This window comes from Sphingomonas sp. PP-CC-1A-547, from assembly GCF_003610375.1.
Lineage (GTDB): Bacteria > Pseudomonadota > Alphaproteobacteria > Sphingomonadales > Sphingomonadaceae > Sphingomonas.
Window position 1 is genome coordinate 417,097 of the sequence record NZ_RAPZ01000010.1, and the last position, 23,283, is coordinate 440,379.

At 65.3% G+C, this 23,283-nt stretch carries 21 protein-coding genes; 10 read left to right on the top strand and 11 right to left on the bottom strand.

All coding sequences use genetic code 11. The annotated features are described in order from the left end of the window. Positions 1-118 precede the first annotated feature (118 nt). From mtaB to C8J39_RS02675, 3 genes are all read left to right on the top strand, one after another. Positions 119-1,366: a tRNA (N(6)-L-threonylcarbamoyladenosine(37)-C(2))-methylthiotransferase MtaB gene (mtaB, locus tag C8J39_RS02665; RefSeq protein ID WP_120299186.1), complete on the top strand. Its 1,248-nt coding sequence runs from the start codon at positions 119-121 to the stop codon at positions 1,364-1,366. After that, positions 1,363-2,298, top strand: a complete 936-nt coding sequence (ftsY, locus tag C8J39_RS02670; protein ID WP_056051078.1) for a signal recognition particle-docking protein FtsY — start codon at positions 1,363-1,365, stop codon at positions 2,296-2,298. Before mtaB ends, ftsY begins: the two co-directional genes overlap by 4 nt. A 115-nt stretch (positions 2,299-2,413) precedes the next feature. Then, entirely contained in the window at positions 2,414-3,040 is a 627-nt protein-coding gene (locus C8J39_RS02675; protein WP_259457507.1) for a septation protein A, read from the top strand. Between the two features lie 121 nt (positions 3,041-3,161). Here C8J39_RS02675 and C8J39_RS02680 read toward each other — a convergent pair whose 3' ends face one another. The 6 genes from C8J39_RS02680 to C8J39_RS02705 all read right to left on the bottom strand — a co-directional run bounded on the left by C8J39_RS02680 (position 3,162) and on the right by C8J39_RS02705 (position 9,143). Next, complete coding sequence (locus C8J39_RS02680; RefSeq protein WP_107952266.1) at positions 3,162-3,776, bottom strand: superoxide dismutase; 615 nt, start codon at positions 3,774-3,776, stop codon at positions 3,162-3,164. Positions 3,777-3,892: 116 nt separating this feature from the next. Then, positions 3,893-4,690, bottom strand: coding sequence for an SDR family NAD(P)-dependent oxidoreductase (locus C8J39_RS02685; RefSeq protein ID WP_120299188.1), 798 nt, complete (start codon positions 4,688-4,690; stop codon positions 3,893-3,895). 15 nt (positions 4,691-4,705) lie between these two features. Then, positions 4,706-5,470 (bottom strand): SDR family oxidoreductase, encoded by a 765-nt coding sequence (locus tag C8J39_RS02690; protein WP_120299189.1) that lies wholly within the window; start codon positions 5,468-5,470, stop codon positions 4,706-4,708. Positions 5,471-5,589: 119 nt separating this feature from the next. Continuing rightward, positions 5,590-6,633, bottom strand: a complete 1,044-nt coding sequence (locus C8J39_RS02695; protein WP_120299688.1) for a phosphotransferase family protein — start codon at positions 6,631-6,633, stop codon at positions 5,590-5,592. Between the two features lie 17 nt (positions 6,634-6,650). After that, a complete protein-coding gene (locus C8J39_RS02700; RefSeq protein WP_120299190.1) occupies positions 6,651-7,733 on the bottom strand; it encodes a Zn-dependent alcohol dehydrogenase in 1,083 nt (360 codons plus the stop codon). A 126-nt stretch (positions 7,734-7,859) separates the two neighbouring features. After that, on the bottom strand, positions 7,860-9,143 hold the full coding sequence (locus C8J39_RS02705) for an acyl-CoA dehydrogenase family protein (protein ID WP_120299191.1): 1,284 nt from the start codon (positions 9,141-9,143) through the stop codon (positions 7,860-7,862). A 156-nt stretch (positions 9,144-9,299) separates the two neighbouring features. Between C8J39_RS02705 and C8J39_RS02710 the strand changes: the two genes are divergently transcribed. Both C8J39_RS02710 and C8J39_RS02715 read left to right on the top strand, forming a co-directional pair. Next, complete coding sequence (locus tag C8J39_RS02710) at positions 9,300-10,544, top strand: TetR/AcrR family transcriptional regulator (RefSeq protein ID WP_120299192.1); 1,245 nt, start codon at positions 9,300-9,302, stop codon at positions 10,542-10,544. Positions 10,545-10,631: 87 nt separating this feature from the next. After that, entirely contained in the window at positions 10,632-11,024 is a 393-nt protein-coding gene (locus C8J39_RS02715) for a hypothetical protein (protein ID WP_132833290.1), read from the top strand. 111 nt (positions 11,025-11,135) lie between these two features. On the opposite strand, the gene C8J39_RS02720 is transcribed toward C8J39_RS02715, so the two are convergent. The 3 genes from C8J39_RS02720 to C8J39_RS02740 all read right to left on the bottom strand — a co-directional run bounded on the left by C8J39_RS02720 (position 11,136) and on the right by C8J39_RS02740 (position 14,538). Then, complete coding sequence (locus tag C8J39_RS02720) at positions 11,136-12,437, bottom strand: MFS transporter (protein ID WP_120299194.1); 1,302 nt, start codon at positions 12,435-12,437, stop codon at positions 11,136-11,138. Positions 12,438-13,098: 661 nt separating this feature from the next. Beyond that, positions 13,099-13,830 (bottom strand): hypothetical protein, encoded by a 732-nt coding sequence (locus C8J39_RS18615; protein ID WP_165895106.1) that lies wholly within the window; start codon positions 13,828-13,830, stop codon positions 13,099-13,101. 93 nt (positions 13,831-13,923) lie between these two features. Further along, the gene (locus tag C8J39_RS02740) at positions 13,924-14,538 is read right to left on the bottom strand and encodes a glutathione S-transferase family protein (protein ID WP_120299197.1); all 615 of its coding nucleotides are present in this window, start codon (positions 14,536-14,538) and stop codon (positions 13,924-13,926) included. A 74-nt stretch (positions 14,539-14,612) separates the two neighbouring features. On the opposite strand from C8J39_RS02740, the gene C8J39_RS02745 reads away from it, so the two are divergent. The 5 genes from C8J39_RS02745 to C8J39_RS02765 all read left to right on the top strand — a co-directional run bounded on the left by C8J39_RS02745 (position 14,613) and on the right by C8J39_RS02765 (position 19,731). Continuing rightward, positions 14,613-16,190 carry a class I adenylate-forming enzyme family protein gene (locus tag C8J39_RS02745; RefSeq protein WP_120299198.1) on the top strand — a complete coding sequence of 526 codons (1,578 nt, stop codon included), beginning with the start codon at positions 14,613-14,615 and terminating at the stop codon, positions 16,188-16,190. After that, positions 16,187-16,963 carry a thioesterase family protein gene (locus C8J39_RS02750; RefSeq protein ID WP_120299199.1) on the top strand — a complete coding sequence of 259 codons (777 nt, stop codon included), beginning with the start codon at positions 16,187-16,189 and terminating at the stop codon, positions 16,961-16,963. The genes C8J39_RS02745 and C8J39_RS02750 overlap by 4 nt, the downstream gene beginning before the upstream one ends. A 113-nt stretch (positions 16,964-17,076) precedes the next feature. After that, positions 17,077-17,586 (top strand): EF-hand domain-containing protein, encoded by a 510-nt coding sequence (locus C8J39_RS02755; protein ID WP_165895107.1) that lies wholly within the window; start codon positions 17,077-17,079, stop codon positions 17,584-17,586. Positions 17,587-17,654: 68 nt separating this feature from the next. After that, positions 17,655-18,374 carry a response regulator gene (locus tag C8J39_RS02760; protein WP_107952252.1) on the top strand — a complete coding sequence of 240 codons (720 nt, stop codon included), beginning with the start codon at positions 17,655-17,657 and terminating at the stop codon, positions 18,372-18,374. A gap of 10 nt (positions 18,375-18,384) precedes the next feature. Continuing rightward, on the top strand, positions 18,385-19,731 hold the full coding sequence (locus C8J39_RS02765) for a HAMP domain-containing sensor histidine kinase (RefSeq protein ID WP_243649697.1): 1,347 nt from the start codon (positions 18,385-18,387) through the stop codon (positions 19,729-19,731). Between the two features lie 116 nt (positions 19,732-19,847). Here C8J39_RS02765 and C8J39_RS02770 read toward each other — a convergent pair whose 3' ends face one another. Both C8J39_RS02770 and C8J39_RS02775 read right to left on the bottom strand, forming a co-directional pair. Continuing rightward, positions 19,848-21,137, bottom strand: a complete 1,290-nt coding sequence (locus C8J39_RS02770; protein WP_093399423.1) for an MFS transporter — start codon at positions 21,135-21,137, stop codon at positions 19,848-19,850. Further along, entirely contained in the window at positions 21,137-23,269 is a 2,133-nt protein-coding gene (locus tag C8J39_RS02775) for a M3 family metallopeptidase (protein ID WP_120299201.1), read from the bottom strand. Before C8J39_RS02775 ends, C8J39_RS02770 begins: the two co-directional genes overlap by 1 nt. Between the last annotated feature and the right edge of the window lie 14 nt (positions 23,270-23,283).

The following is a 23,283-nucleotide window of genomic DNA, read 5'->3' on the forward strand; positions in this document are numbered from 1 at the left end:
GAGCAGCGCTCCTTCTAGTACCCTGGACTCCTGCGTTCGCAGGAGAACACGATGTCGGTCGCGCGCCCCACAACACCAACCGTAGACTTCCCCCCCCACCCCTCCTAAATCGCGCCGCATGCCATCTGCCCCGCAGCCAGAGGTCATCAGCCTCGGCTGCCGCCTCAACATCGCCGAAAGCGAGACCATCCGCGCGCTCGTCGCCGGGCGGGATATGGTCGTGGTCAACAGCTGCGCCGTCACCAACGCGGCGGTCAAGGCCACGCGGGTCGCGATCCGCCGCGCCAAGCGCGACCGTCCCGAAGCGGAGATCGTCGTCACCGGATGCGCTGCGCAGATCGACCCCGCCAGCTTTGCCGCCATGCCCGAAGTCGACCGCGTCATCGGCAATGCAGACAAGCTGACGTATTCAGCTTGGAAGGCTGATGACGCAGTGGTCGTTTCCGATATCATGCAGGTCCGCGAGACCGCGCCGCACCTCGCCGCGAGCTTCTCCGCCCACGCCCGTGCCTTCGTCGAGGTCCAGAACGGCTGCGACCACCGCTGCACCTTCTGCGCGATCCCGTTCGGCCGCGGCCCGAGCCGCTCGGTCCCCGCTGGCGCGGTCGTGGAGCGGATCGCCGGCCTCGTCGACGCAGGCCACCGCGAGATCGTCCTCACCGGCGTCGACCTCACCAGCTACGGCCCCGACCTCCCCGGCGCGCCGACGCTAGGCCAACTCGTCGAACGCATCCTGCATCACGTGCCCGCACTCGAACGCCTGCGTCTCTCCTCGCTAGACGGCATCGAGATCGACGACCGCCTCCTCGCGCTGCTGACGACCGAAGCGCGCATCATGCCGCACGTACACCTGTCGTTGCAGGCCGGCGACGACATGATCCTCAAGCGCATGAAGCGCCGTCATTCACGCGCCCAAAGCGTTGCCCTCGTCGAGCGCCTCAAGAAAGCTCGCCCCGACATCGCGATCGGCGCGGACCTGATCGCCGGCTTCCCGACCGAGGACGCCGCGATGTTCGCCAACACGCGCGCGCTGATCGACGACTGCCACATCGTTCACCCGCACATCTTCCCCTATTCGCCCCGCGCCGGCACCCCTGCCGCGCGGATGCCCCAGGTCGAGCCTGAAGTCCGCCGCCAGCGCGCCGCCCTCCTCCGCGACGCCGGCGAAACCGCGCGATCGAACTGGCTGCAAACGCTGGTCGGCATGTCGCAGGATCTGCTCGTCGAACGCCCCGGCGACCGCGGCCATATCGGCAATTTCGCAGAAGTCCTGCTGGACGAACCCGCCGTACCCGGCGACATCGTCCGCATCACGATCACCGGCGCCACGTCCGACCGCCTCAGCGCAACACGAGAACCATCATGAGCACCACCCCCACCTGGCACGACAAGCTGATCGGCGGCTTCAAGCGCACCTCCGACCGGCTCGTCGGCAACCTCGCCGGCCTCGGCGGCGCGCGGCTCGACGATTCGACGCTCGACGACATCGAAGAGGCGCTTATCGCGTCGGACCTCGGCCCCGAGACCGCCGGCCGCATCCGCCGCCGCCTTTCCGAAGGCAGCTTCGAACGCAACATGGAGGAGCTCGGCATCCGCGTGATCGTCGCGGAGGAGGTCGAGAAGGTCCTCGCGACGGTCGCGAAACCGATCGAGATCGACGCCTTCCCGCGCCCGCAGGTGATCCTCGTCATCGGCGTCAACGGCTCGGGCAAGACCACGACGATCGCCAAGCTCGCGCACCTCCTGATGGAGCAGGACTACGGCGTGATGCTCGCCGCCGGCGACACCTTCCGCGCCGCTGCGATCGGCCAGCTCCGCACCTGGGCCGAACGCGTCGGCGTGCCGATCGTGACGGGTCCCGAGGGCGGCGACGCGGCGGGCGTGGTCTGGGATGCAGTCAAGAAGGCGACCGAGACCGGCATCGACGTGCTGATCGTCGATACTGCCGGCCGCCTCCAGAACAAGCGCGAGCTGATGGACGAACTGGCCAAGATCCGCCGCGTGCTGGGTCGCATCAACCCCGAGAGCCCCCACGACATCGTCCTGGTACTAGACGCGACGACTGGCCAGAACGCGCTCCAGCAGATCGAGGTCTTCAAGGAGGTGGCGGGCGTCACCGGTCTCGTGATGACCAAGCTCGACGGCACCGCGCGCGGCGGCGTTCTTGTCGCGGCGGCGGAGAAATACGGCCTGCCGATCCACGCGATCGGCATCGGAGAGGGCATGACCGACCTGCGCCCGTTCGATGCGAACGAGGTGAGCCGGATCATCGCGGGCGTGGAGAGCGTTCGGAAGTAACGCCTTTCCACTCGCTCCACGCCCCCTCTTTTTCCGTTCGTCCTGAGCGTAGTCGAAGGACCGGCCCGTTTGTGGCAATGTCCTTCGACTTCGCTCAGGACGAACGGTATTCTGGATTGATCTCGTGACCCCAACCAAGCCCCCCCTCTCCCCCGGCCTTCGCATGGCGGTCGACTACGGCCCGCTCGCGATATTCTTCGCAGTGAACTTCCTCACGCCCGGCCTGCCGATCGTCCGCGTCGTCGCCGCGACCACCGCGTTCATCATCGCCACGGTCGCCGCAATGATCGTGTCGAAGGTCAAGACCGGCCATATCTCGCCGATGCTGTGGCTGTCGGGCGCGCTGATCGTCGTGTTCGGCGGGCTGACGATCTATTTCCACGACCAGCGCTTCATCCAGATGAAGCCGACGATCATCTACGCGATGTTCGCGGCGATCCTGACGTTCGGGCTCGTCACCGGCCGCCCACTGCTCCAGTCCCTGCTGGCCACCGCATACCCCGGCCTGTCCGCAGAAGGCTGGCGCAAGCTGACGCGCAACTGGGCGATGTTCTTCGTGTTCATGGCGGTGCTGAACGAGGCCGTGTGGCGCAACACGACCTGGGATTTCTGGGTCGGCTTCAAGCTGTGGGGCGCGATCCCGCTGACGCTGCTCTTCGCGTTTGCCAACATTCCGATGCTGCTGAAGCACGGATTACAAACGGGCGACAAAGCCGTCACCGACCTGCCGCCCGAAGGGTAATCTACTACTTCCCTCCCACCTGCGGAAGGGGTCGGGGGAGGGCCTGACCAACAGACCGGACGCCAGTACGTACGTCGCGCCCTCCCCTAGCCCCTCCCGCAAGTGGGAGGGGAATTCAGGGTCAGCCAGCAACCTTCGCGTAGCGCTCGCCGACGACGTCCCAGTTCACGATGTCCCACCAAGCCTTTAGATAGCCCGGACGGTCGTTCTTGTACGTCAGGTAATACGCGTGCTCCCAGACGTCGTTACCGAGCAACGGCGTGCCAGGCTCCTTGGCGTCGTCCATCAGCGGATTGTCCTGGTTCGGCGTGCTCGTCACCTTCAGCTTGCCGCTCGCATCCGCGATCAGCCACGCCCAGCCCGAGCCGAACTGCCCCGCACCCTTGGTGTTGAACTCTTCCTTCAGCTTGTCGAGGCTGCCGAAGTCGCGATCGATCGCCTCGGCGAGCTTGCCCGACGGTGCCTGGCCGTTCTTGGCCGCCATCGTCTTCCAGAAGAAGTCGTGATTCCAGAAACCGCCGCCATTGTTGCGGACCAGCGGCGGCTGGGACGAGATCATGCCGAGGATGTCCTCGATCGACTTGCCAGCCAGCGCGGAGTCCTTCTCGACGCCTTCGTTTAGCTTTGCGGTGTACGCCGCGTGATGCTTGTCATGATGAAACTTCATCGTTTCCTGGTCGATCACCGGCTCGAGCGCGTCATAGGCATACGGCAACGGTGGGAGTTCGAAAGCCATGGGGGTTCTCCTTATGGGTCGGACGCTCAACGTCCGCACGTCGCAAATGGTCCCGCAAAAGTCGTTGCGCAAGCGTATCCAGCGGCCGAAACGCCGCGACCCGACAGCATCATCGGTCAGGCGGCGGTCTTGCCGTATTCCTGCCGGGTGACGGGGTGACTTGACGAAAGGCCACCGTCGACCGCGATCGCCTGACCGTTGACGTAGCTGGCGTCGTCGGAGGCGAGGAACAGCGCGACCTTGGCGAGTTCCTCGGGCTGCGCGCCGCGGTGGAGCGGGTTGAGGCGGCCGACGCGGTCCATCTTGTTCGCCTCGCGTGCGTAGTCGAACACGGGTTTGGTCATCCCGGTCTCGGTGAGCCCGGGGCAGATCGCGTTGACGCGGACGTTCGAGCCGGTGAGTTGCTGGGCCGATACGGCGGCGAGGTTGATGACGCCGGCTTTCGAAGCGGAATAGGCAGGCGAGCCCGCCCCCGAGCGGATGCCGGCGACGCTGGCGGTTAGGACGATGGCCCCCTTCCCGCGTTCGGCGATGCGCGGCGCGGCGTGCTTGATCGCGAGGAACGGGCCGATCAGGTTGACGCGCAGCACTTCGGTGATGAGCGCGACGTCGGTGTCGAACAGGTTCGCCATGCCGCCCGAGATCCCCGCATTGGCGAACATCACGTCGAGCCCGCCGAAGCTGTTGCAGGCGAGCGCGATCGTGCGGATCACGTCCTCTTCGAGCCCCGCGTCGATGCGGATCGCCGTGGCCGTGCCGCCGGCTTGTGTGATGAGGTGTGCGGTCTCGTCCGCGCCCTCGGTCTTGTCGGCGACGACGACCCTGCCCCCTTCGCTCGCAAACAGGAGCGCGGCGGCGCGGCCGATGCCGGAACCTGCTCCGGTGACGATGATCGATTTGTCGGTAAAGCGCATCGCATGGTCCTTCGGTTAGATCGTGACGCCGCCGTCGATGACCATCGTCTGGCCGGTCATGAAGTTGCTTGCCGACGACGCCAGGAAAACGACCGCGCCCGCGATCTCTTCCGGCTCGCCGATGCGGCGGAGGGGCACGCTGGTGTTCGCCGCCTCGATCCGCTGCGGGTCTTCCCACAAGGCGCGGGCGAAGTCGGTCTTGATCAGGCCGGGGGCGATGCAGTTCACGCGGACGTTGGACGGACCGAACTCGACGGCCAGGTTGCGCGCGAGTTGCATGTCGGCGGCCTTGCTGATGCAATAGGCGCCGATCACCGGTGAGCCGCGCAGCCCGCCGATCGAGGAAATGATGATCATGCTGCCGCTGCGGCGCTCCAGCATCTCGGGCGCGACCATCTGGATCAGCCAGTGGTTGGAGACGATGTTGTTGTCTAGGATCTTCCGGAACTGGTCGTCGGCGATACCGGATTGTGGGCCGTAATAGGGGTTCGATGCGGCGTTGCAGACGAGGATATCGATGCGGCCGAGCTGGGCGCGGGTCTGGTCGACGAGGTGCTGAAGGCCAGCCTTGTTGGAGATGTTGGCGGCGATGGCGATCGCGGTGCCGTCGCCGTGCCTGGCATTGAGTTCCGCCGCGACGGTATCACAGGCGTCCTGCTTGCGGCTGGAGATCACGACTTTCGCGCCGTGTTCCGCCAGCTCGCGCGCGGAGGCGAGGCCGATGCCCCGCGACGATCCCGTGACGATGGCGACCATCCCGGTCAGGTCGAACTGCGACATTGTCTTCTGCTCCCCTTCCGCTTGCGGGAGGGGTCGGGGGAGGGCCCGATCTTTCCGCAACGTTTCATGCTGGGCAAGGTCAGCCCCTCCCCTGACCCCTCCCGCAAGCGGGAGGGGAATCAGGCCCCCGCCTTCACCGCGAAGCCCCAGGCAGCGTCCGCCAACCCGTGGATCTTCGCCACCGTCTTCTCCGCCTGAGCACTCGACGCAGTGCCGTCGACAATACGCTTCTTGATACCCTGGACGATGCCGGTCAGGCGGAAGAGGTTGTAGGCGAAATACCAGTTCAGATCAGGCACGCCATCGCGGCCGGTGGCAGCACAATAGCGCTCCACGACCTGCTCGATCGTCGGAATGCCCGTCTCGGGTCCAGTCATGCCAAGCACCCCCGAGCGCCCCTCGGGTTCGGTCACCCAACTCATCAACAGGTACGAGAAGTCCGCCAGCGGATCGCCGAGCGTCGACAACTCCCAGTCGAGCACCGCGACGACCTTCGGCTCGGCCGATGCGAAGATCATGTTGTCGATGCGGTAGTCGCCGTGGACGATCGAAGTGCGCGTCTGCTCGGGCAGCGTACGCGGGAGCCACTCGATCAGGCGCTCGACCGACTTCATATGCTCGGTCTCGGCGGCGCGGTATTGCTTGGTCCAGCGGCCGACCTGGCGCTCGAAATAATTGCCGGGCTTGCCGTACTCGCCGAGCCCCGCCGCCGCGTAATCGGTGTTGTGGAGCGCGGCGAGCGTGTCGACCATTGCCTCGTAATGTGCGGTGCGCTCGGGCGGAGTCGCGCCGGGCATCGCACCGTCCCAGATCGTCCGGCCCTCGACCATCTCCATGACGTAGAACGCCGAACCGATCACGTCCGGGTCTTCGCAAAGGTCGTAGGGTCGCGGCACGGGAAAGCCGGTCGGGTGGAGCCCGGCGATCACACAGTATTCACGATCGACGGCGTGCGCGCTCGGCAGGATCGGGCCGAACGGTTTCCGGCGCAGCACATAGGCGCGCGCCGGCGTGTCGAGGCGGTAGGTCGGGTTAGACTGGCCGCCGGCGAACTTCGCGTAGGTCAGCGGGCCGGTGTAGCCCGGCACATTGGCGGCCATCCACGCCCCGAGCGGGTCGAGGTCGAGCTTGTCGCGCTCGCCGACCTCTATCGTGCCGACCATGCTGGTCGATGCGTCGCTCACGAAAATGTGATCACGCTGCGGGTGGTGTCACCGCGACGAAGCTCGTCGAACGCGTCGTTGATCCGCTCCAGCGGCATCCGGTCGGCGATGATCGTGTCGAGATCGAGCAACCCGCGCATGTAGAAATCGACCAGCCGCGGGATGTCGACCGGAAAGCGGTTCGACCCCATGAAGCCGCCCTGCAGGCGCTTGCCCGACAGCAGGTCCATCGCCGACAGCCCGACCTTCTCGCCGAGCGGCATCATCCCTAGGATCGTCGCGGTGCCGCCGCGCCGCAGAACCTTGACCGCGGTCGCCGCGGATTGCGCGCGGCCGACCGCCTCGATCGCGTGATGCACGCCGCCCTTGGTGATCGCCACAACCTCGTCTGCCGCGGTATCGGACAGCGCATCGATGCTGTGCGTCGCGCCGAGTTTCTCCGCCATCGCGCGCTTCTCGGGCACCGGATCGAGCGCGATGATCTTGCCAGCGCCGGCGATCTTGGCCGCGTTGACCGCGGCGAGACCGATGCCGCCGCAGCCGACCACGCACACCGTCTCGCCCGGCGTCACGTCGGTAGTGTTGAACACCGCGCCCGCGCCGGTCGTAATCGCGCACCCAAGCAATGCGGCACGATCCATCGGCATGTCGCGGTCGATCGCGACGCACGCATGTTCGTGGACCAGCATCATCTCCGCATAGGCGCTGAGGTTGAGCATCTGCGCGATCGGTCGGTCGCCGAGCATGAGGCGCGGGGCGGCGCCCTTGGGACGGCGAACGCTGGCGTCTATGCACAGCGACATCCGCCCGGTAACGCAGAACTCGCATTGGCCGCAAAACGCCGAGAGACAGGTCACGACATGGTCGCCGACCTTCACGCCGCGGACTTCGTCGCCGACCGCCTCGACCACGCCGCAAGCCTCGTGCCCCGGGATGGTCGGCATCGCGTGCGGATAGGCGCCATCGACGAAATGCAGATCGGAGCGGCACACACCGACCGCGACCGTGCGGATCAGAACCTCGTGGGCCGTCGGCTTCGAGATGGTGACATCCTCGATGCTGAGCGGGGTGTTGGCTTCGAAAAGGACTGCGGCTTTCATGGGTAGTCAGGCTCCGAAAATTGGCGGGCGGACAATCAAAATTTCCGTTCGTCCTGAGCGCAGTCGAAGGACATTGCCCCAAGCGAGCCGGTCCTTCGACTTCGCTCAGGACGAACGGGGATGGGTTTACCGGCTCACCCCGACATCCCCGCTGGACACGCCGCCCTTGCGGAAGTCACCATATTTTCCGAACTCGTTCCGTGCGATCGAGCGGTTGTGGACCTCGTCCGGACCATCCGCGAACCGCAGGGTGCGCATTGCCGCCCAGTCGTGCGCCAGCCGGAAATCGCCCGACACGCCGCCGCCGCCATGCGCCTGGATCGCGTCGTCCAGGATCCGCAGAGCCATGTTCGGCGCTGCGACCTTGATCATCGAAATCTCGATCTGCGCGGACTTGTTGCCGGCCTTGTCCATCATGTCGGCGGCCTTGAGGCAGAGCAGCCGCGTCATCTCGATATCGATGCGCGCGGTCGCGATACGCTCCTCCCACACCGAGAAGTCCGCGATCCGCTTCCCGAACGCCACCCGGTCGAGCAGCCGCCGCGCCATCGCCTCGATCGCCGTTTCGGCCACCCCGATCGTCCGCATGCAGTGATGGATCCGACCCGGCCCAAGCCGACCCTGCGCGATCTCGAACCCGCGGCCCTCGCCAAGCAACACGTTCTCGACCGGCACCCGGACGTTCTCCAGCACGACCTCCCCATGCCCGTGCGGCGCATGATCATAACCATACACCGACAGCATCCGCTTGATCGTCACGCCGGGCGTATCCATCGGCACGAGGATCTGGCTCTGCTGCTGGTGCCGCGAGCCTTCAAAGCTCGTCTTGCCCATGACGATCGCGATCTTGCAGCGCGGATCGCCGACGCCCGACGACCACCACTTAGTCCCGTTGATGACGTAGTGATCGCCGTCGCGCACCATGCTCGTCTCGATGTTGGTCGCATCGGACGACGCCACCGCAGGCTCGGTCATCAGGAACGCCGAGCGGATCTCGCCGCGCATCAGCGGGCCGAGCCACATGTCCTTCTGTTCGCGCGTTCCATAGCGGTGAAACACCTCCATGTTGCCGGTATCGGGCGCCGAACAGTTGAAACATTCGCTCGCCCAGCCGACCTTGCCCATCTCCTCCGCGCATAACGCATATTCGAGATTGGTGAGCTGCGTGCCTTCGAACTCGAACGAATCGTCGACATGCGTCTGCCCCGAATGCGGCGGCATGAAGAAATTCCAGAGCCCGGCGGCCTTGGCCTTCTCCTTCATCTCCTCGATCACCGGAATCACCTTCCAGCGCTCGCCCTCATGCGCCTGCTGGTCGTAATCGGCCTGTCGCGGGCGGATGTTCTGATCGATGAAATCCCGGACCCGATCCCGGAAATACGTCTCTCGTTCGCTCAGCGTAAAATCCATGCGGGCTCTCCGTTCGTCATCGCTTTGAAGGCGAGGTAGACCATACCGCACATTCGGTAAAGCGTGTGGAGCGGTCAAGAAAGCATGTTTTCAAGTCCGCCCTGAAAGCGCCTAAAAAGCACTGTATCTTCAAATCGAAGCTGTTAGGGTGTTTCGATGAAGGTTCCGGCAGAGGCCAGCGACGAGAGCGAACAGGGGACCAAGCGCTTCCGTGCGAAGCGTGACGCGATCCTCGCCGCGGCGGCAGAAGCGATCAACGAACAGAGTGCCAAGGGCATGACGTTCGCGGACGTGGCGCGGCGCGTCGGGCTCAACACGACGAGCGTTACCTATTATTTCAAGCGCAAGGAAGACCTCGCGGCGGCGGCGTTCGAGAACACGCTCGAATCGCTGATCGCGATGCTCGACGTCGCGGCGGAAGAGGCAACGCCGGAGGACCGCGTTCGCCGCTATCTCGCGCTCAACATGGACCGGCTCGGGCGGATTCAGCGCGGCGAGGAGAAGGCGTTCGCGGTCCTGTCGGATCTGCGCGCGACCGAGGAGCCGATGCGCGGCCGGCTGATGGCGGGCTGGCGCGAGGTGTTTCGCCGCACCCGCCTGTTGTGGGGGCCGACTTCGTCGCGCGCGCAGACCGATCTCAACGGCGCACGCGCGCATGTGCTGCTGGAGAACACGTTCTGGCTGCCGATCTGGCTGACGCGGTACGAGCCCGACCAGTACGGCCGGGTCGAGGAACGGCTGATGGACGTGTTCGCGCACGGCATAGCGGGCAAGAACGCCAAATGGTCCCCTACCCTGCTCGATCTCAGCCATGACGAGGCCGAGCCGGGGCGCGAGGCGTTCCTGCTCGCCGCGACGCGCCTGATCAACGAACTCGGCTATCGCGGCGCCTCGGTGCAGAAGATCGCGTCCGAGCTGAACGTCACCAAGGGCAGCTTCTACCATCATCTCGATGCGAAGGACGACCTCGTCATCGCGTGCTACCGCCGCAGCTTCGACACGATCGCCGATGCGCAGAGCCGCGGCGAGGCCGAGGGCGGGAGCTATTGGCACAAATTGTCGAGCACGGTCGCGACATTGCTCGACGTACAGTTCGCCGAGCGCGGGCCGTTGCTGCGCACCACCGCACTCAGCGGCCTGCCGGTCGGCGTGCGCAACGCGATGGTCGATCGCTCGAACGGCATCGCGCGACGCTATGCGGGCATGATGATGGACGGCATCGGCGAAGGCTCGATCCGCGCGGTCGATGCGCTGATCGCGGCGCAGGCGCTGATGGCGCTCCAGAACGCGGCGTTCGACATGCGGAAATGGGCGTCGACGATGCCGCGCGAGCGGGCGATCGCGATGTACGCCTCGACGCTGATGTTCGGGTTGTTCGACGATCGGATGGCGACGGGCTGATCGCATTCGGGTGCGTTCGCATCCGTTACGGTTTCCTTACCTTGTGTTAAACTGCGCACGCCGATGCGACGTCTCAACGGAGGCGTCATGCATAGTATTACCACGGATCTCGGGTCGGGGATCATTGAAGTCGAGGCCTCGGGGTTCTGGACCATCGCGCATGTCGAGGACTTCCTGCGCGATCTCGAGCGGGAGGCGCATCGCGTACTGGCGACGGGCAAGCGCCACATGCTGCTCTGCAATTTCTCGAAGTCCGCGATCCAGCCGCAGGAGGTAATTACGATGCTGCAACGCGTGGCGGTGTCGATGCCGCTGAAGTCGCGAAGGGTAGCGCTTTATACCGAGGGCAAGCTGGCACGGTTGCAGGTGAAGCGGATTGCATCGGTACGTGAGGACATGGCGGTGTTCGATGACCGCGAAACGGCGCTGGCGTGGATGCTGGCGGATTCGTCAGCCCACCCACGCTCAATGCATCCGTGACTTGCCGCCCACGCCCGGTCACCCTGACGGAAGTCAGGACCTATAACTACGAACGCCGTCCCTCGTGATCCTGGATCCTGACTTTCGTCAGGATGACGAGGGAAGGGACAGTTACCTCGCAGCATCCTCGGCACGCTTGAGCAGGACCCCGGCGCGCCAATAGTGGAACAGCGCCCACGGCGTCATCAACACGATGATGATCAGCGCATAGCGTAATGAATCCTCACCGAACCCCGGCTTCAACAGATCGCTGAGCCAACCGACCAATGTCGGTCCAAGCCCCAACCCGACGAGATTGATCACCAGCAGCGTGATCGCCGCCCACATCGCACGGATCTGCAAAGGGGCGAGGTGCTGGATCAGCGCAAAGCTTGGCCCGAGATACGAGTTGGCGAAGATCAACGAGACGAAATAGCTGCCGATCGCGACTACCGGCGCGTCTATCAGGTAGAAGGCGAGCGCGAACGGGAGCGACAGGCCCTTCATCACGAGGACGACCCAGGCCTGGACGTGGAGCCCGTGACGCTTGGCGAGCACGTCGGCTATCTTGCCGCCTGCGAGCGCAGAGATCGCGCCGAACAACGCACCCGGCAACGCGATGTAGCGTGAGATATCAAGCATCGAGATACCCAGCGACCGCTGGATATAGCTCGGACCCCAGCCGGTCAGCGCGTAGCCGATCATGGAGGTCAACGTCACGCCGACCACCAGATGCCGCGCCGGTGCACTCGCCCACATCGACGCGAACCCCTGCGCGACGCTTGGCATCGGCGCGGCCACCGCACGGGCAGCGTCGGACAGGCCGCGACGGGGCTCGACCATGAACAGGCGCACCAGCAGGGCGAGCACGATCCCCGGCAGGCCGACGGTCATCATCGCAATCCGCCAGCCATAGCTGTGCGCGACGACGCCACCGATCAGCGTGCCGAAGCCTGCGCCGAGCACTACACCGAGCGAATACACCGCCATCGCACTGGCGCGCTTCTCGGGCGGGTAGAGATCGGCGATGATCGAATGGCTGGGCGGGCTCGACCCTGCCTCGCCGATGCCGACTCCGATCCGGAACAGCATCAGCTGCGTGAAGTTCTGCGCGAGCCCGCACAGCGCGGTCATGGCGCTCCATATCGTGAGGCTGGCGGCAATGATGTTACGGCGGCTGGTCCGATCGGCCAGCCGCGCGACCGGAATACCGAGCGTCGCATAGAAGATCGCGAACACGAGTCCGGACAGCAGCCCGAGCTGCGTATCGGTCAGCAGCAGGTCCGCCTTGATCCGCTCGAGCAAGATGGCGAGGATCTGGCGGTCCATGTAGCTGAAGAAATAGGTGAAGGTGAGCAGCGCGAGCGTCAGGCCCCGTCGCTTCATCGCCAACGCGTCGGCGATCTCGGGATGGGACTGATACGCTGCGGCCATCGGCAATACCTCGAAGTCGAAACAGGCCTTACGCTACGGCAAACCAAGCGTACCAGACAAGCTAAAGCTTCATTCCTGACCGACCTGCGACGAGCCGACGGCGTATGGATGACGAGCGACATTACCGCTGCGAAGCAATGTCTTACGGGTTTGACGGCGTTATCGGTGTTTCGCGAGAAGGACGGCGGAAGATGCGTCCTCGTTCGGGTCGCTCTTCCGCCTTATCCCCTCTCCAACGTCGTGGCCAGGCTCGTCTCCGCTTCAACAATGGAGCGGGGCGTCCGGGCAATCTGAATACCGGGTATGCGGCTCCCCTCGCATAGATTCGCGACGTTGCAAAGCGTATTTTCCTTACCGCTGAGCCAGGGATGGAATCCCCGGTAACGTCTCGCTTGCCGACCACGGCCCCTGCCCACCTCCGACGCAACCCAATCGCGGAGCATTCCTAAGATTGAATTTTTTAACCGGCCCTCGTCAAAACGGCACAAGATCTCGCTGCTTCCAGAAGAAGCCGGGCCCGACATCACGATCAAGGCGATTGCGGCTCGAGTGGCGACGATCGCCGCGTACGAGAGGGCAAGGCGATCGACGACAGCATCGAGCCTATCACCGACGAAGCGAAGGATCCGCTGATCGGGCAGAAGGCGGTACAGGCCGCACGTTAGTCGCTGATCGTCCACCCCAGCCGCGAATCACCACCGCGGACGGGTTGGGCGGCAGCCAATTTTTGGGCGAAACTGCCATCGGCGACGTAGGCTGGTGGAATGGCCATCGCGGCCGGTGGACTATAGGCCACGGTCGCGTAGGATGGCGACACTAAGGCCGGGCTTCGGGTAAAGGACATTGCCGGTGGCACGGCCAGCGGCGCGTACCGGGCCATGCGTATCGCCGGGCGCGCGATACGGGTCGCCTCGCCGGTAAACGCGGTGAACTGGCGCCCCTCCTCGAACACGGCGTTGTGCCCAGTGACGAAGGCCCCCGCCACGACACCTCCGACGATGATCGTGCCGATCGTCTCGCCGGTCCGGCCATCTCCGGCGGCGTGATAGCGACCAACGACGGGCACGCTGCGACCGCCCACTTCGACCGAGCGCAGTTCGATATCGAGCTTGCCGGATTTGCCGAACGCGCCCTTGCCGGTCCTGAAGGTGACCGCGCCGACGCCCGGAGCCCCCCGCGGGATCAACACCGCGCCATCGACGATCACGTCCCGCGCGACCGATACAGCGACGGTTTGCCCGACGCGTGCGCGATCCGACGCGATCTCCTCATCCAGGCGCAATACCATCTCAGTATGCGCCGGCACGACGATCGCCGCATCCGTCGGCGCGTCCTGCGCGGCTATGGCGGTGGGTAGCGTGCACAATGCCGCAACGACGATCAGCTTGTGCACTCGATTTCTCCCCTGCGGGCACGGTCTGTCCCGCGGCGGAGATAGCCGAGGAAGGACTTCTATCGTGTGAAACGAGTTGGTTAACTGTGCCTGTTACGCTTGGGCACTTGGTCGGGCGGAAGCACGGGCATGCCATGCCTTCAGATGTTCGAGATCGTCGGGCATCGCGATGCCGACGAACCTGGCGAAGTCGATCGTCGTGAGCAGGACGATATCGGCGATCGTGTAGCGCTCGCCATCGAGCCAGTCGCGACCGGCGAGCGCACGATCGAACTCCACCATCGCGGCGAGCACGCGCGGGCGCTGGCTCTCGCCAAACTCGGCATATTGCGGCTGGACGATCCGTACGGTCCAGGGATGCGTGTGTAGCCACACCATCGACAACGGCGTCATCAGCCGCAGTTCGATCCGCCGCGTCCACATGTCGATCTCGGCGATATTGTGCGCGCCGTGGCCGAACATCGGCGGGTCGGGATGGAGGATCTCGAAGTAACGACAGATCGCGACGCTCTCGGTCAGCACGCGGCCGTCGTCGAACGTGAGCGCAGGCGTCTGGCCGAGGGGATTGACCGCAAGGAATGGCTCCGCCTTGTGCTCGGCCTTGGGAATCGAGATTTGGGCCATCGGCACGCGGACATGCTTTTCGGCCAGGAAGATGCGGACGCGGCGCGGGTTGGGCGCTGGCAGTGCGCTATCGTAGAACAGCAAGAGCGTCTCCTTGGCATCTGTTTTCGAATATACCGTATGGCATTGCCGAACGCGTTCGCCTAGCGATGCGTCGCATGACGACCGCCGCAGACATGCTCGCCACGGGCTTTGCCACCCTCCCCGATTTGATCCGTGCGCATGCGGTGGAACGTGGCGACCGGACTGCCGTCGCCGACGCGCAGGGCAGTATCGACTATCGAACGCTCGACGCGATGATGGACCGGGTCGCGGCGGCGTTGCAGCGCGACGGGGTTGCGCCGGGGAGCGCGGTGGCGATCGTCGCGGCGCCGACGACCGACTATGCAGCGGTATTCCTTGGTACGGTACGCGCGGGGTGCGTCGCAACGCCAATCGCGCCGTCAGCCACGCCGGCGGCGATCGCGGCGATGATTGCCGATAGCGGCGCGCCGTTGGTGTTTCTCGATGCGGAGAATGCGCGGGCGTTGGAGGAGCAAACGCTCTCGGCCCGCCCCATCTTGTTCACCCGTGAAAGCGGGAGCCCAGCCTCGGCCCCCGCCTTTGCAGCGGAACGATCCTTCGAGACGTGGATGGCTCCCGCAGATGCCAAGCCGACCCCCGTCGCGATCGCTCCCGAAGACCCGTTCAACATCATCTACTCGTCGGGCACGACCGGTACGCCCAAGGGCATCGTCCAGAGCCACGCGATGCGCTGGGCGCACATCTCGCGTAACACGGCGGCGGGGTTCGACACCGCGGTCACGATGATCGCAACACCGCTCTATTCGAACACGACGCTCGTCAGCTTCCTGCCGACGCTCGGCTGGGGCGGCACCGTCGTGCTGATGGGGAAGTTCGACGCCCGCGCCTATCTCGAACTCGCGCAGCGATACCTCGCGACGCACACGATGCTGGTCCCGGTGCAGTATCAACGTATCATGGCGCTGCCCGACTTCGATACTTTCGACCTTTCGACGTTCCGCTTCAAGACCAGCACCAGTGCGCCCTTCTCCGCCGCGCTGAAGGCCGACGTCGTTGCACGTTGGCCTGGCATACTCGTGGAATTCTACGGCATGACCGAAGGCGGCGCGAGCTGTGCGCTGAACGCGACGGCCAACCCGACCAAGCTCCATACGGTGGGCCAACCGATGCCGGGCCACGAGATCCGCCTGATCGACGAGGACGGCGTCGAGGTCGCGCCCGGCGAGATGGGCGAGGTCGTCGGCCGCAGCCCGGCGATGATGAACGGCTATCACGGCCGCACCGAGGCCACCCGCGACGCCGAATGGCATGACGAAGACGGCAACCGCTACATCCGCCACGGCGACGTCGGACGGTTCGACGAGGACGGTTTCCTGACGCTGATGGATCGGAAGAAGGACCTGATCATCTCCGGCGGGTTCAATATCTATCCGTCGGACTTGGAGGCGGTTTTAGCGCAGCACCCGGCGGTCGCGGACTGCGCGGTGATCGGCGTATCATCCGAGGCATGGGGTGAGACGCCGGTAGGCTTCTACGTGCGGCGCGATGGCGTAATCGACGATGCCCCCGCGATTCTCGCCTGGGTGAACGGCCAGCTCGGCAAGACGCAACGCCTCTCCGCGCTCCATGTCGCCGACGAACTGCCCCGCAGCGCGATCGGCAAGGTGCTGAAGCGCGAACTCCGCGACAGGCTGGGAGCGGCCGCCGAATGACGAGTCTCAAACAGGCGATCGACGCGCTCGAGCCGATCGAGGGTGGCTGGCGCGGGACGGTGCCGGAGAATTGGTTGCAGGGCCGTACCGCATATGGCGGATTCTCGGCCTCGCTCGCTCTGCATGCTGCGCAGAAGTCGGACGTGGATCTGCCGCCGCTGCGGTCAGCGCAGGTGTCGTTCATCGGGCCGCTGTCGGGCGACATCGTGATCCGCGCGACCCGGTTGCGGCGCGGGCGCAACGCCGCGTTCGTCCAGGCGGATGTCGAGAGCGAGGCCGGGCTTGGGCTGCGCGCGACGTTCGTGTTCATGGGTGCGGTCGCGTCGCGAGTCGATCACCAGAGCGGCAGCGCGCCCGACTTTCCGATGCCCGGGCCGGAGACGCAGACGTTCCGTGGCCACAGTGCGGTGGCATTCTCGCGGAACTTCGACTTGCTCGATCGGCGGGATGACGGCGTCGGGCCGTCGGAATGGTTGCGCTGGGCGCGGCTGGCCGAGCGTGACGGGCTCGATCCGATGGTCGAGCTTGTCGCGGTCGCGGACTGCTTGCCGCCGTCGGCGCTGAAACTGCTGGGTGGCCCTGCCCCGCTCAGTTCGATGACGTGGCTGCTCAACATCCTTGGTCCGCAGCCGGTGACGCGCGACGGCTGGTGGTTGCTCCGCGCGACCACCGATTACGTGCGCGAGGGTAGTTCTAGCCAGCAGATGGCGATCTGGAACGCGGACGGCACGCCGGTCGCCGAACAGATGCAGAGCGTCGCGATCTTTGCCTGACGCCTGACATATCTTGCGACACAATGGTGGTGGGGCGGCAAAACGCTGCGACAACCGGAGTTTAGAACGACGGTCATTCGATGGGAATTCGTCCCACTCCGCCGGAGACCGACATGCGCAAGACCGTCCTCACCCTGATGCTCGCCGCCAGCGCGATCACGTCCGCTGGCGCGCAAACCGCCCCCGCGACCCCGCGCCCACCGATGCGTCAGGACGCGAACCACGATGGCGTTTCCACGCGCGCGGAAGCGATCGCGCAGGCCGACGCCCGCTTCGCACAGATGGATACAGACCATGACGGCCGGATCACCACCGGCGAGATGCGCGCCTATCGCGAGGCGCTGCACGACCGGATGGTCGCCAGCGGTCGCGACGTCCCCGTGCCGCCGCCGGGCGGTCGCAAGCATGACGGCATGGGTCGCCGCATGGATCCGAATGGCGACGGCAGCGTGACGCGCGAGGAGTTCGAGGCACGCGCGCTCAAGCGGTTCGACCGGATGGATGCCAATCACGACGGCACGATCGACGCGACCGAGCGCGCCAACGCCGCCGAGATACGCCACGTGGACCGGCGCGAACGCCGCGATGGCGGAACCCAGCCCGCACCTGCCCCTGCTCAATAATTCGGAAGAGGAGAGGCATCGGGTGTCGGTGCTTCCCCTGGACAGCCGCCATGCTAGACACTGCCCCGATGGGAGATATGCCGCACCTGCTGCTCGTCGACGACGAGCGCTCGATCCGCGAGCCGCTGGCCGTGTATCTTACCAAGCAGGGGTTCCGCGTCACGCAGGCGGGCGATGCGGAGGCGGCGCGGACGCGGCTGACGGCGTATGCGATCGATCTCGTCATCCTCGACATCATGATGCCGGGCGAGGACGGCTTGTCGCTGTGCCGCCACATCGCCGCGACCAGCGACGTGCCGGTGATTCTGCTGACCGCGCGCGCCGAGGAGACCGACCGAATCGTCGGTCTCGAAATGGGCGCGGACGATTATGTCGTGAAGCCGTTCTCGCCGCGCGAACTCGCGACGCGCGTGAAAGTTATTTTACGCCGCGCGACCGCGGGCGGATCGCGCCAGCATGCGCCGGAGAGCAGCTCCTACGGGTTCGCCGGCTGGGTCCTGAAATCGGGTGAGCGCGCGCTGATCGATCGCGAGGGCGTCTCGGTGCCGCTGTCGACCGGCGAGTACAACCTGCTGCTCGCGCTGGTGACGCGCCCGCGCCAGGTGCTCACGCGTGACCAGTTGCTCGACTTGACGCAGGGGCGCGAGGCGGCGGCGTTCGATCGTGCGATCGACAACCAGATCAGCCGGTTGCGTCGTAAGATCGAGGCGGATGCAAAGACGCCAGAGCTGATCAAGACGGTCTGGGGTGGCGGCTATACGCTGGCGGCCGAAGTCACGCGCCTGTGATCCGGTCCGTATGACGCGGTTCAAGCCTTGGCCGCGCAGCCTCGCCGGCCAGATGGCATTGCTGATCGCGCTCGCGCTGTTGGTGGCGCAGGTCATCAACTTCGGCATGATTCTGCACGATCGGTCCGAATTCCGCCTTGCCCAGGCGTCGCGACCGGTCGCGACGCGAATCGCCGACGCGCTGGACCGCGAGGCGCATGGCGGCCGCCCGCTGAGCCCCGACCGCGGCCGCGTACGCCGCTTGCCCACCAATCCGATCCCGCCAGCGATGTTCGAGCGCCATCCCGAGGTCGCCACCGAACTGCGCCGGCAGTTCGCCGATCTTGGACTGACCGTCGGGCGGATCGATACCGGCCTTCGCCCCGCCACCGACGAGACGAGCGACGCGCATCGCCGCGACGGGCTGCGGCGCGGCGATCGGCAGGGCGCGACGCTGCTGATCGCGATCGAGCAGCCCGGACGCGGATGGCTGGCGATCACCGCGCCTTGGCCGCAGCCTGGTTGGCGGCTGCTACTCGCGGTGCTGACGCAGACCGCGATCCTGTATATCATCGTGCTGTTGCCCGTTCTTTGGATCGTCCGACGGATCTCGCGCCCGCTCCAGGATCTGCGGCGCGCGGCGGAAAGTTTTCGGCCGGGCGATCCGGGCGCGCCGATGCCGCCGCATGGTCCCGACGACGTCGTCGCGCTGATCGCGGCGTTCAATGCGCTGAGGCTACGCGTCACGGGAATGCTCGACGAGAAGGACCGCATGCTCGGCGCGATCGGCCATGACCTGCGCACGCCGCTGGCCGCGTTGCGAGTGCGCATCGAGTCGGTCGAGGACGATGTCGATCGGGCGCGGATGATCGATACGGTGGCGGAGATGAACCGCACGCTGGACGACATTCTCTCGCTGGCACGGCTCGGGCGACCAAGCGAACCGCTGACCGATGTCGACCTTGCGGCGCTGGTCGATGCGGTGGTCGAGGATTTCCGCGATATCGGCAGCGATGTGAGCTTCGTCGAGACGGAGCGGCTGCGGATGCATCTGCGCCCGTCGCTGATCCGCCGAGCGGTGCGCAATTTGATCGAGAATGCGATCAAATACGGCGTGTCGGCGGAAGTGCGCGTGGAGGCTGATCCTCGATGCGTCGCGATCGTCGTGGCGGACCAGGGGCCGGGCATCCCGGAGGACCGGATGGGCGACGTGTTCGACGCCTTCACGCGGCTGGAGAGTTCGCGGAACCGGGAGACCGGGGGGATTGGGTTGGGCTTGGCGCTGGCCCGCGCGATCGTGCAGGAAGCTGGCGGTGAAATCCGCTTGGTCAACCGCCCGGCTCGCGGTCTCGACGCGATCATCGAGCTCCCGCGCTAATTCTGCTCCCTCTCCCCTACGGGGAGAGGGCTGGGGTGAGGGGCTGTTTTAGGTGATGCGCTGCTTGGCTGCCCCTCACCCTGACCCTCTCCCCGCAGGGGAGAGGGAGCAGAAGCTCAATCCTCGACGATTTGGCTGTTCGTCCGCGTATCCTTCATGCGGAGATAGACGACCAGCGACACCGCGATCATCGCTGTCACGTACCAGTAGAAGCCGCGTTCGAAGCCCGCGCCCTTGAACTTCAGCGCGACGAACTCCGCGGTGCCGCCGAACAGCGTGTTGGCCAGCGCATAGGGCAAGGCGACGCCCAGCGCGCGGATATGCGCGGGGAACAGTTCCGCCTTCACGACCGCGTTGATTGACGTGTAGCCGGTCACGATCACCAGCGCCGCCATCACCAGCAACCCAGCGTAGATCGGGTTGGTCGCACTCTCCAGCGCGGTGAAGATCGGATAGGTGAACAGCACGCCGGCAATGCCGAACCCGACCATCAGCGGTTTCCGCCCGATCTTGTCCGACAGCCCGCCCGCGATCGGCTGCAACAGCATGAACACGAACAGCGTCGCGGCGTTGATCTGGCTCGCCACTTCGCGGCTGAACCCGCTGGTGTTGACCAGGAACTTCTGCATGTAGATCGAGTAGGCATAGAAGGCGAGCGTACCGCCCGCGGTCAGCAGCATCACCGTGATCGTCTCACGCGGATGCTTGGTGATCAGCTGGATGAAGCCCGACTTCGGCTTGCCGTCGCCTGCATCGGCCTTGGCATTCTCGAAGCTCTGCGTCTCGGCGAGACCGCGACGGATGTAGAACACGACCACGGCGAGCACCGCGCCGATCGCGAACGGGATGCGCCAGCCCCAGGAATCGAGCGCCGCCTCGCTCATCGTCGATTGCAGGATGAGCAGCACGCAGATCGCGAGCAACTGGCCCGAAATCAGCGTGACGTACTGGAACGACGAGAAGAACCCGCGGCGGTTCTTGCCCGCCATCTCGGTCAGATACGTCGCCGACGCGCCATATTCGCCGCCGACCGACAGACCCTGCATCAGCCGTGCGATCACCAGCATCGTCGGTGCGAAGACGCCGATCGTCTCGTATCCCGGCGTGCACGCGATGATCAGCGAACCGGCACACATCAGCGTGACCGACACCGTCAGCCCGGCCTTGCGACCATGGCGATCCGCATAGATCCCCATGATCCACGCGCCGATCGGCCGCATCAGGAAGCCGACCGCGAAGACCGCCGCCGTGCTGAGCAACTGCGCGGTGCGATCGGTAGACGGGAAAAAATGCGGCGCGAAATACAGCGTGAAGGCGGAATAGACGTACCAGTCGAACCACTCGACCAGATTGCCCGTTGATCCACCGATGATCGCCTTGAGGCGCGTTTTCTGATCGGGTGCCATTACTTCGTCCCCTGCGGCGCTTGTGTCGGAAAGCCGCGCTTATTGAGCAGCGCGTTCACATCGGGATCACGCCCGCGGAACGCACGATACGCCTCGGCACGATCGGTCTCGTTGCCGGTCGACAACAGGATCCTGGCGAACCTGTCGGCGGTCGGCTTGTCCCAGGGACTGCCCGCCTCCTCGAATGCCGCGAAGGTGTCGGCGTCCATCGTCTCGGACCAGAGGTAGCTGTAATAGCCTGCCGAATAGCTATCCGACGCGAACAGGTGCTGGAACTGCGGCACGCGGTGACGCATCACCAGCTGCTTCGGCATGCCGATCTCGGCGAGCGTCGCGGCCTCGAACTTGTCCGGATCGATGACGCCGTCGGGCACGGTGTGGATCTTCATGTCGACGATCGCCGACGACAGATATTCCGCGGTCTTGAAGCCTTCGTTGAACTTGCTCGACTGCTCGATCTTGTCGAGCAACGCCTGCGGCATCGCCGCCTTGGTCTGGTAATGCCGCGCATATTTGTCGAGCACGTCGCGGGTCAGCAGCCAATGCTCGTTCACCTGGCTCGGATATTCCACGAAATCGCGCGGCGTGCCCGCGAGCCCCGGATAATAGACATTCTGGAGCATCGCGTGGATCGCATGGCCGAACTCGTGGAACAGCGTCTGCGCATCGTCGAGGCTGATCAGGATCGGCTCGCCCGGCGCGCCCTTGGCAAAATTGTTGTTGTTCGACGACAGCACGAGCTGCGCCGGGGCGAGGCCCCTTTGCCCACGATAGGTGTTCGCCCACGCACCCGATCGCTTGCCGGTCCGCGCGAAATCGTCGCGGTAGAACAGCCCGACGTCCTTGCCGTTCTTATCGGTCACGCTCCACACGCGCATGTTCGGCTCGAACACGGGAACGGTGCCGGTGATCTCCTTGAAGTTCAGCCCGTACAGCCGGTTGGCGGCGTACAGTGAACCCTGGATGATGTTGCCGAGCTCGAAATACGGCTTCAACTGCGCCTGATCGAGATCGTACCGCGCCTTGCGGACCTTCTCCTGGTAGAAGCGGTAATCCCACGGCTCGATCGTCAGCGACGTGCCGGGGACCTTCTGCATGTCCGCGACTTCCTCGGCCACGCGTGCCTTGGCAGCGGGCCAGACGCGCATCATCAGGTCCATCGCCGCGGCGGGAGTCTTCGCCATCGTGTCCTGCATCCGCCAGTCGGCATGCGTCGCGAACCCGAGCAGATGCGCGCGGTCGGCGCGGAGCTTGACGATCTGCGCGATGGTCGCGTTCGTGTCGTTCGCATCGCCGTTGTCGCCGCGGTTGACGAACGCGCGCCACACCTTTTCGCGCAGCGCTCGGTCGGTGGCGTAGGTCAGCACGGGATCGACCGCCGACCGCGTGTTGACGATCGCGAAGCCCGGCAGCTTCCGCTCGGTCGCCGCGGCCTTGGCCACCGCCTTCACGCTATCGGGCAAGCCGGCGAGTTGCGCCTCGTCGGTAACCGAGATCGCCTTGCTCTCATCCGCGAGCAGCTTCTCGCCGAACGTCGAGAACGCGGTCGCGAGTTGCTGATTATACTGCGAAAGCTGCGTCTTCTGCGCGTCGGTCAGCTTCGCGCCCTGCCGCACATAGCTGTCGTAGATCCGCGTCACGAGCCGGATCTGCTGCGCATTCAAGCCGCTCGAATTGCGGCCTGCGTAGATCGCCTGGATGCGCGCGAACAGCGGCTTGTCGAACGTGATCGCATCCGACGCCGCAGAGAATTTCGGCGACCATTCGCGGTCGAGCTTCTGATACGCCGGCGTGTTCATGTTGCCGGTCATCACGCCGAACAGCGTCATCACCTGACCATAGCGCTTGCCGGCCAACTGCATCGGCACGATCGTGTTGGCGAAAGTCGGCTTGGCAGGATTGTCGGCGATCGTGCGGTAGTCCGCGGCGCGCTCGGCCAGCGTCGTCTCGAACGCCTGCGGGAAAAGCTCGGGGCGAACCTTGTCCCACGGCGGCACTCCGCCCAGCGGACCGGTCCAGTCGGCTAGCAAGGGGTTCGCGGCGGGTGTCGTGGACGTCGCACCCGTCTGCGCGACGATCGACGTAGACGCCATCAACGCAACGGCGCTGGCGGCGAGGTATAGAAACTGCACATGGATCTCCCGGT

Bases quoted from the DNA above. Each gene is read 5' to 3' on its own strand.
- C8J39_RS02760 (WP_107952252.1), top strand. From the start codon at position 17,655: ATGGGAGATATGCCGCACCTGCTGCTCGTCGACGACGAGCGCTCGATC.
- C8J39_RS02770 (WP_093399423.1), bottom strand. From the start codon at position 21,137: ATGGCACCCGATCAGAAAACGCGCCTCAAGGCGATCATCGGTGGATCA.
- C8J39_RS02700 (WP_120299190.1), bottom strand. From the start codon at position 7,733: ATGAAAGCCGCAGTCCTTTTCGAAGCCAACACCCCGCTCAGCATCGAG.
- C8J39_RS02680 (WP_107952266.1), bottom strand. From the start codon at position 3,776: ATGGCTTTCGAACTCCCACCGTTGCCGTATGCCTATGACGCGCTCGAG.
- C8J39_RS02715 (WP_132833290.1), top strand. From the start codon at position 10,632: ATGCATAGTATTACCACGGATCTCGGGTCGGGGATCATTGAAGTCGAG.
- C8J39_RS02765 (WP_243649697.1), top strand. From the start codon at position 18,385: ATGACGCGGTTCAAGCCTTGGCCGCGCAGCCTCGCCGGCCAGATGGCA.
- mtaB (WP_120299186.1), top strand. From the start codon at position 119: ATGCCATCTGCCCCGCAGCCAGAGGTCATCAGCCTCGGCTGCCGCCTC.
- C8J39_RS02685 (WP_120299188.1), bottom strand. From the start codon at position 4,690: ATGCGCTTTACCGACAAATCGATCATCGTCACCGGAGCAGGTTCCGGC.
- C8J39_RS02755 (WP_165895107.1), top strand. From the start codon at position 17,077: ATGCGCAAGACCGTCCTCACCCTGATGCTCGCCGCCAGCGCGATCACG.
- C8J39_RS02710 (WP_120299192.1), top strand. From the start codon at position 9,300: ATGAAGGTTCCGGCAGAGGCCAGCGACGAGAGCGAACAGGGGACCAAG.
- C8J39_RS02705 (WP_120299191.1), bottom strand. From the start codon at position 9,143: ATGGATTTTACGCTGAGCGAACGAGAGACGTATTTCCGGGATCGGGTC.
- ftsY (WP_056051078.1), top strand. From the start codon at position 1,363: ATGAGCACCACCCCCACCTGGCACGACAAGCTGATCGGCGGCTTCAAG.
- C8J39_RS02720 (WP_120299194.1), bottom strand. From the start codon at position 12,437: ATGGCCGCAGCGTATCAGTCCCATCCCGAGATCGCCGACGCGTTGGCG.
- C8J39_RS02695 (WP_120299688.1), bottom strand. From the start codon at position 6,633: ATGGTCGGCACGATAGAGGTCGGCGAGCGCGACAAGCTCGACCTCGAC.
- C8J39_RS02745 (WP_120299198.1), top strand. From the start codon at position 14,613: ATGACGACCGCCGCAGACATGCTCGCCACGGGCTTTGCCACCCTCCCC.
- C8J39_RS02690 (WP_120299189.1), bottom strand. From the start codon at position 5,470: ATGTCGCAGTTCGACCTGACCGGGATGGTCGCCATCGTCACGGGATCG.
- C8J39_RS02750 (WP_120299199.1), top strand. From the start codon at position 16,187: ATGACGAGTCTCAAACAGGCGATCGACGCGCTCGAGCCGATCGAGGGT.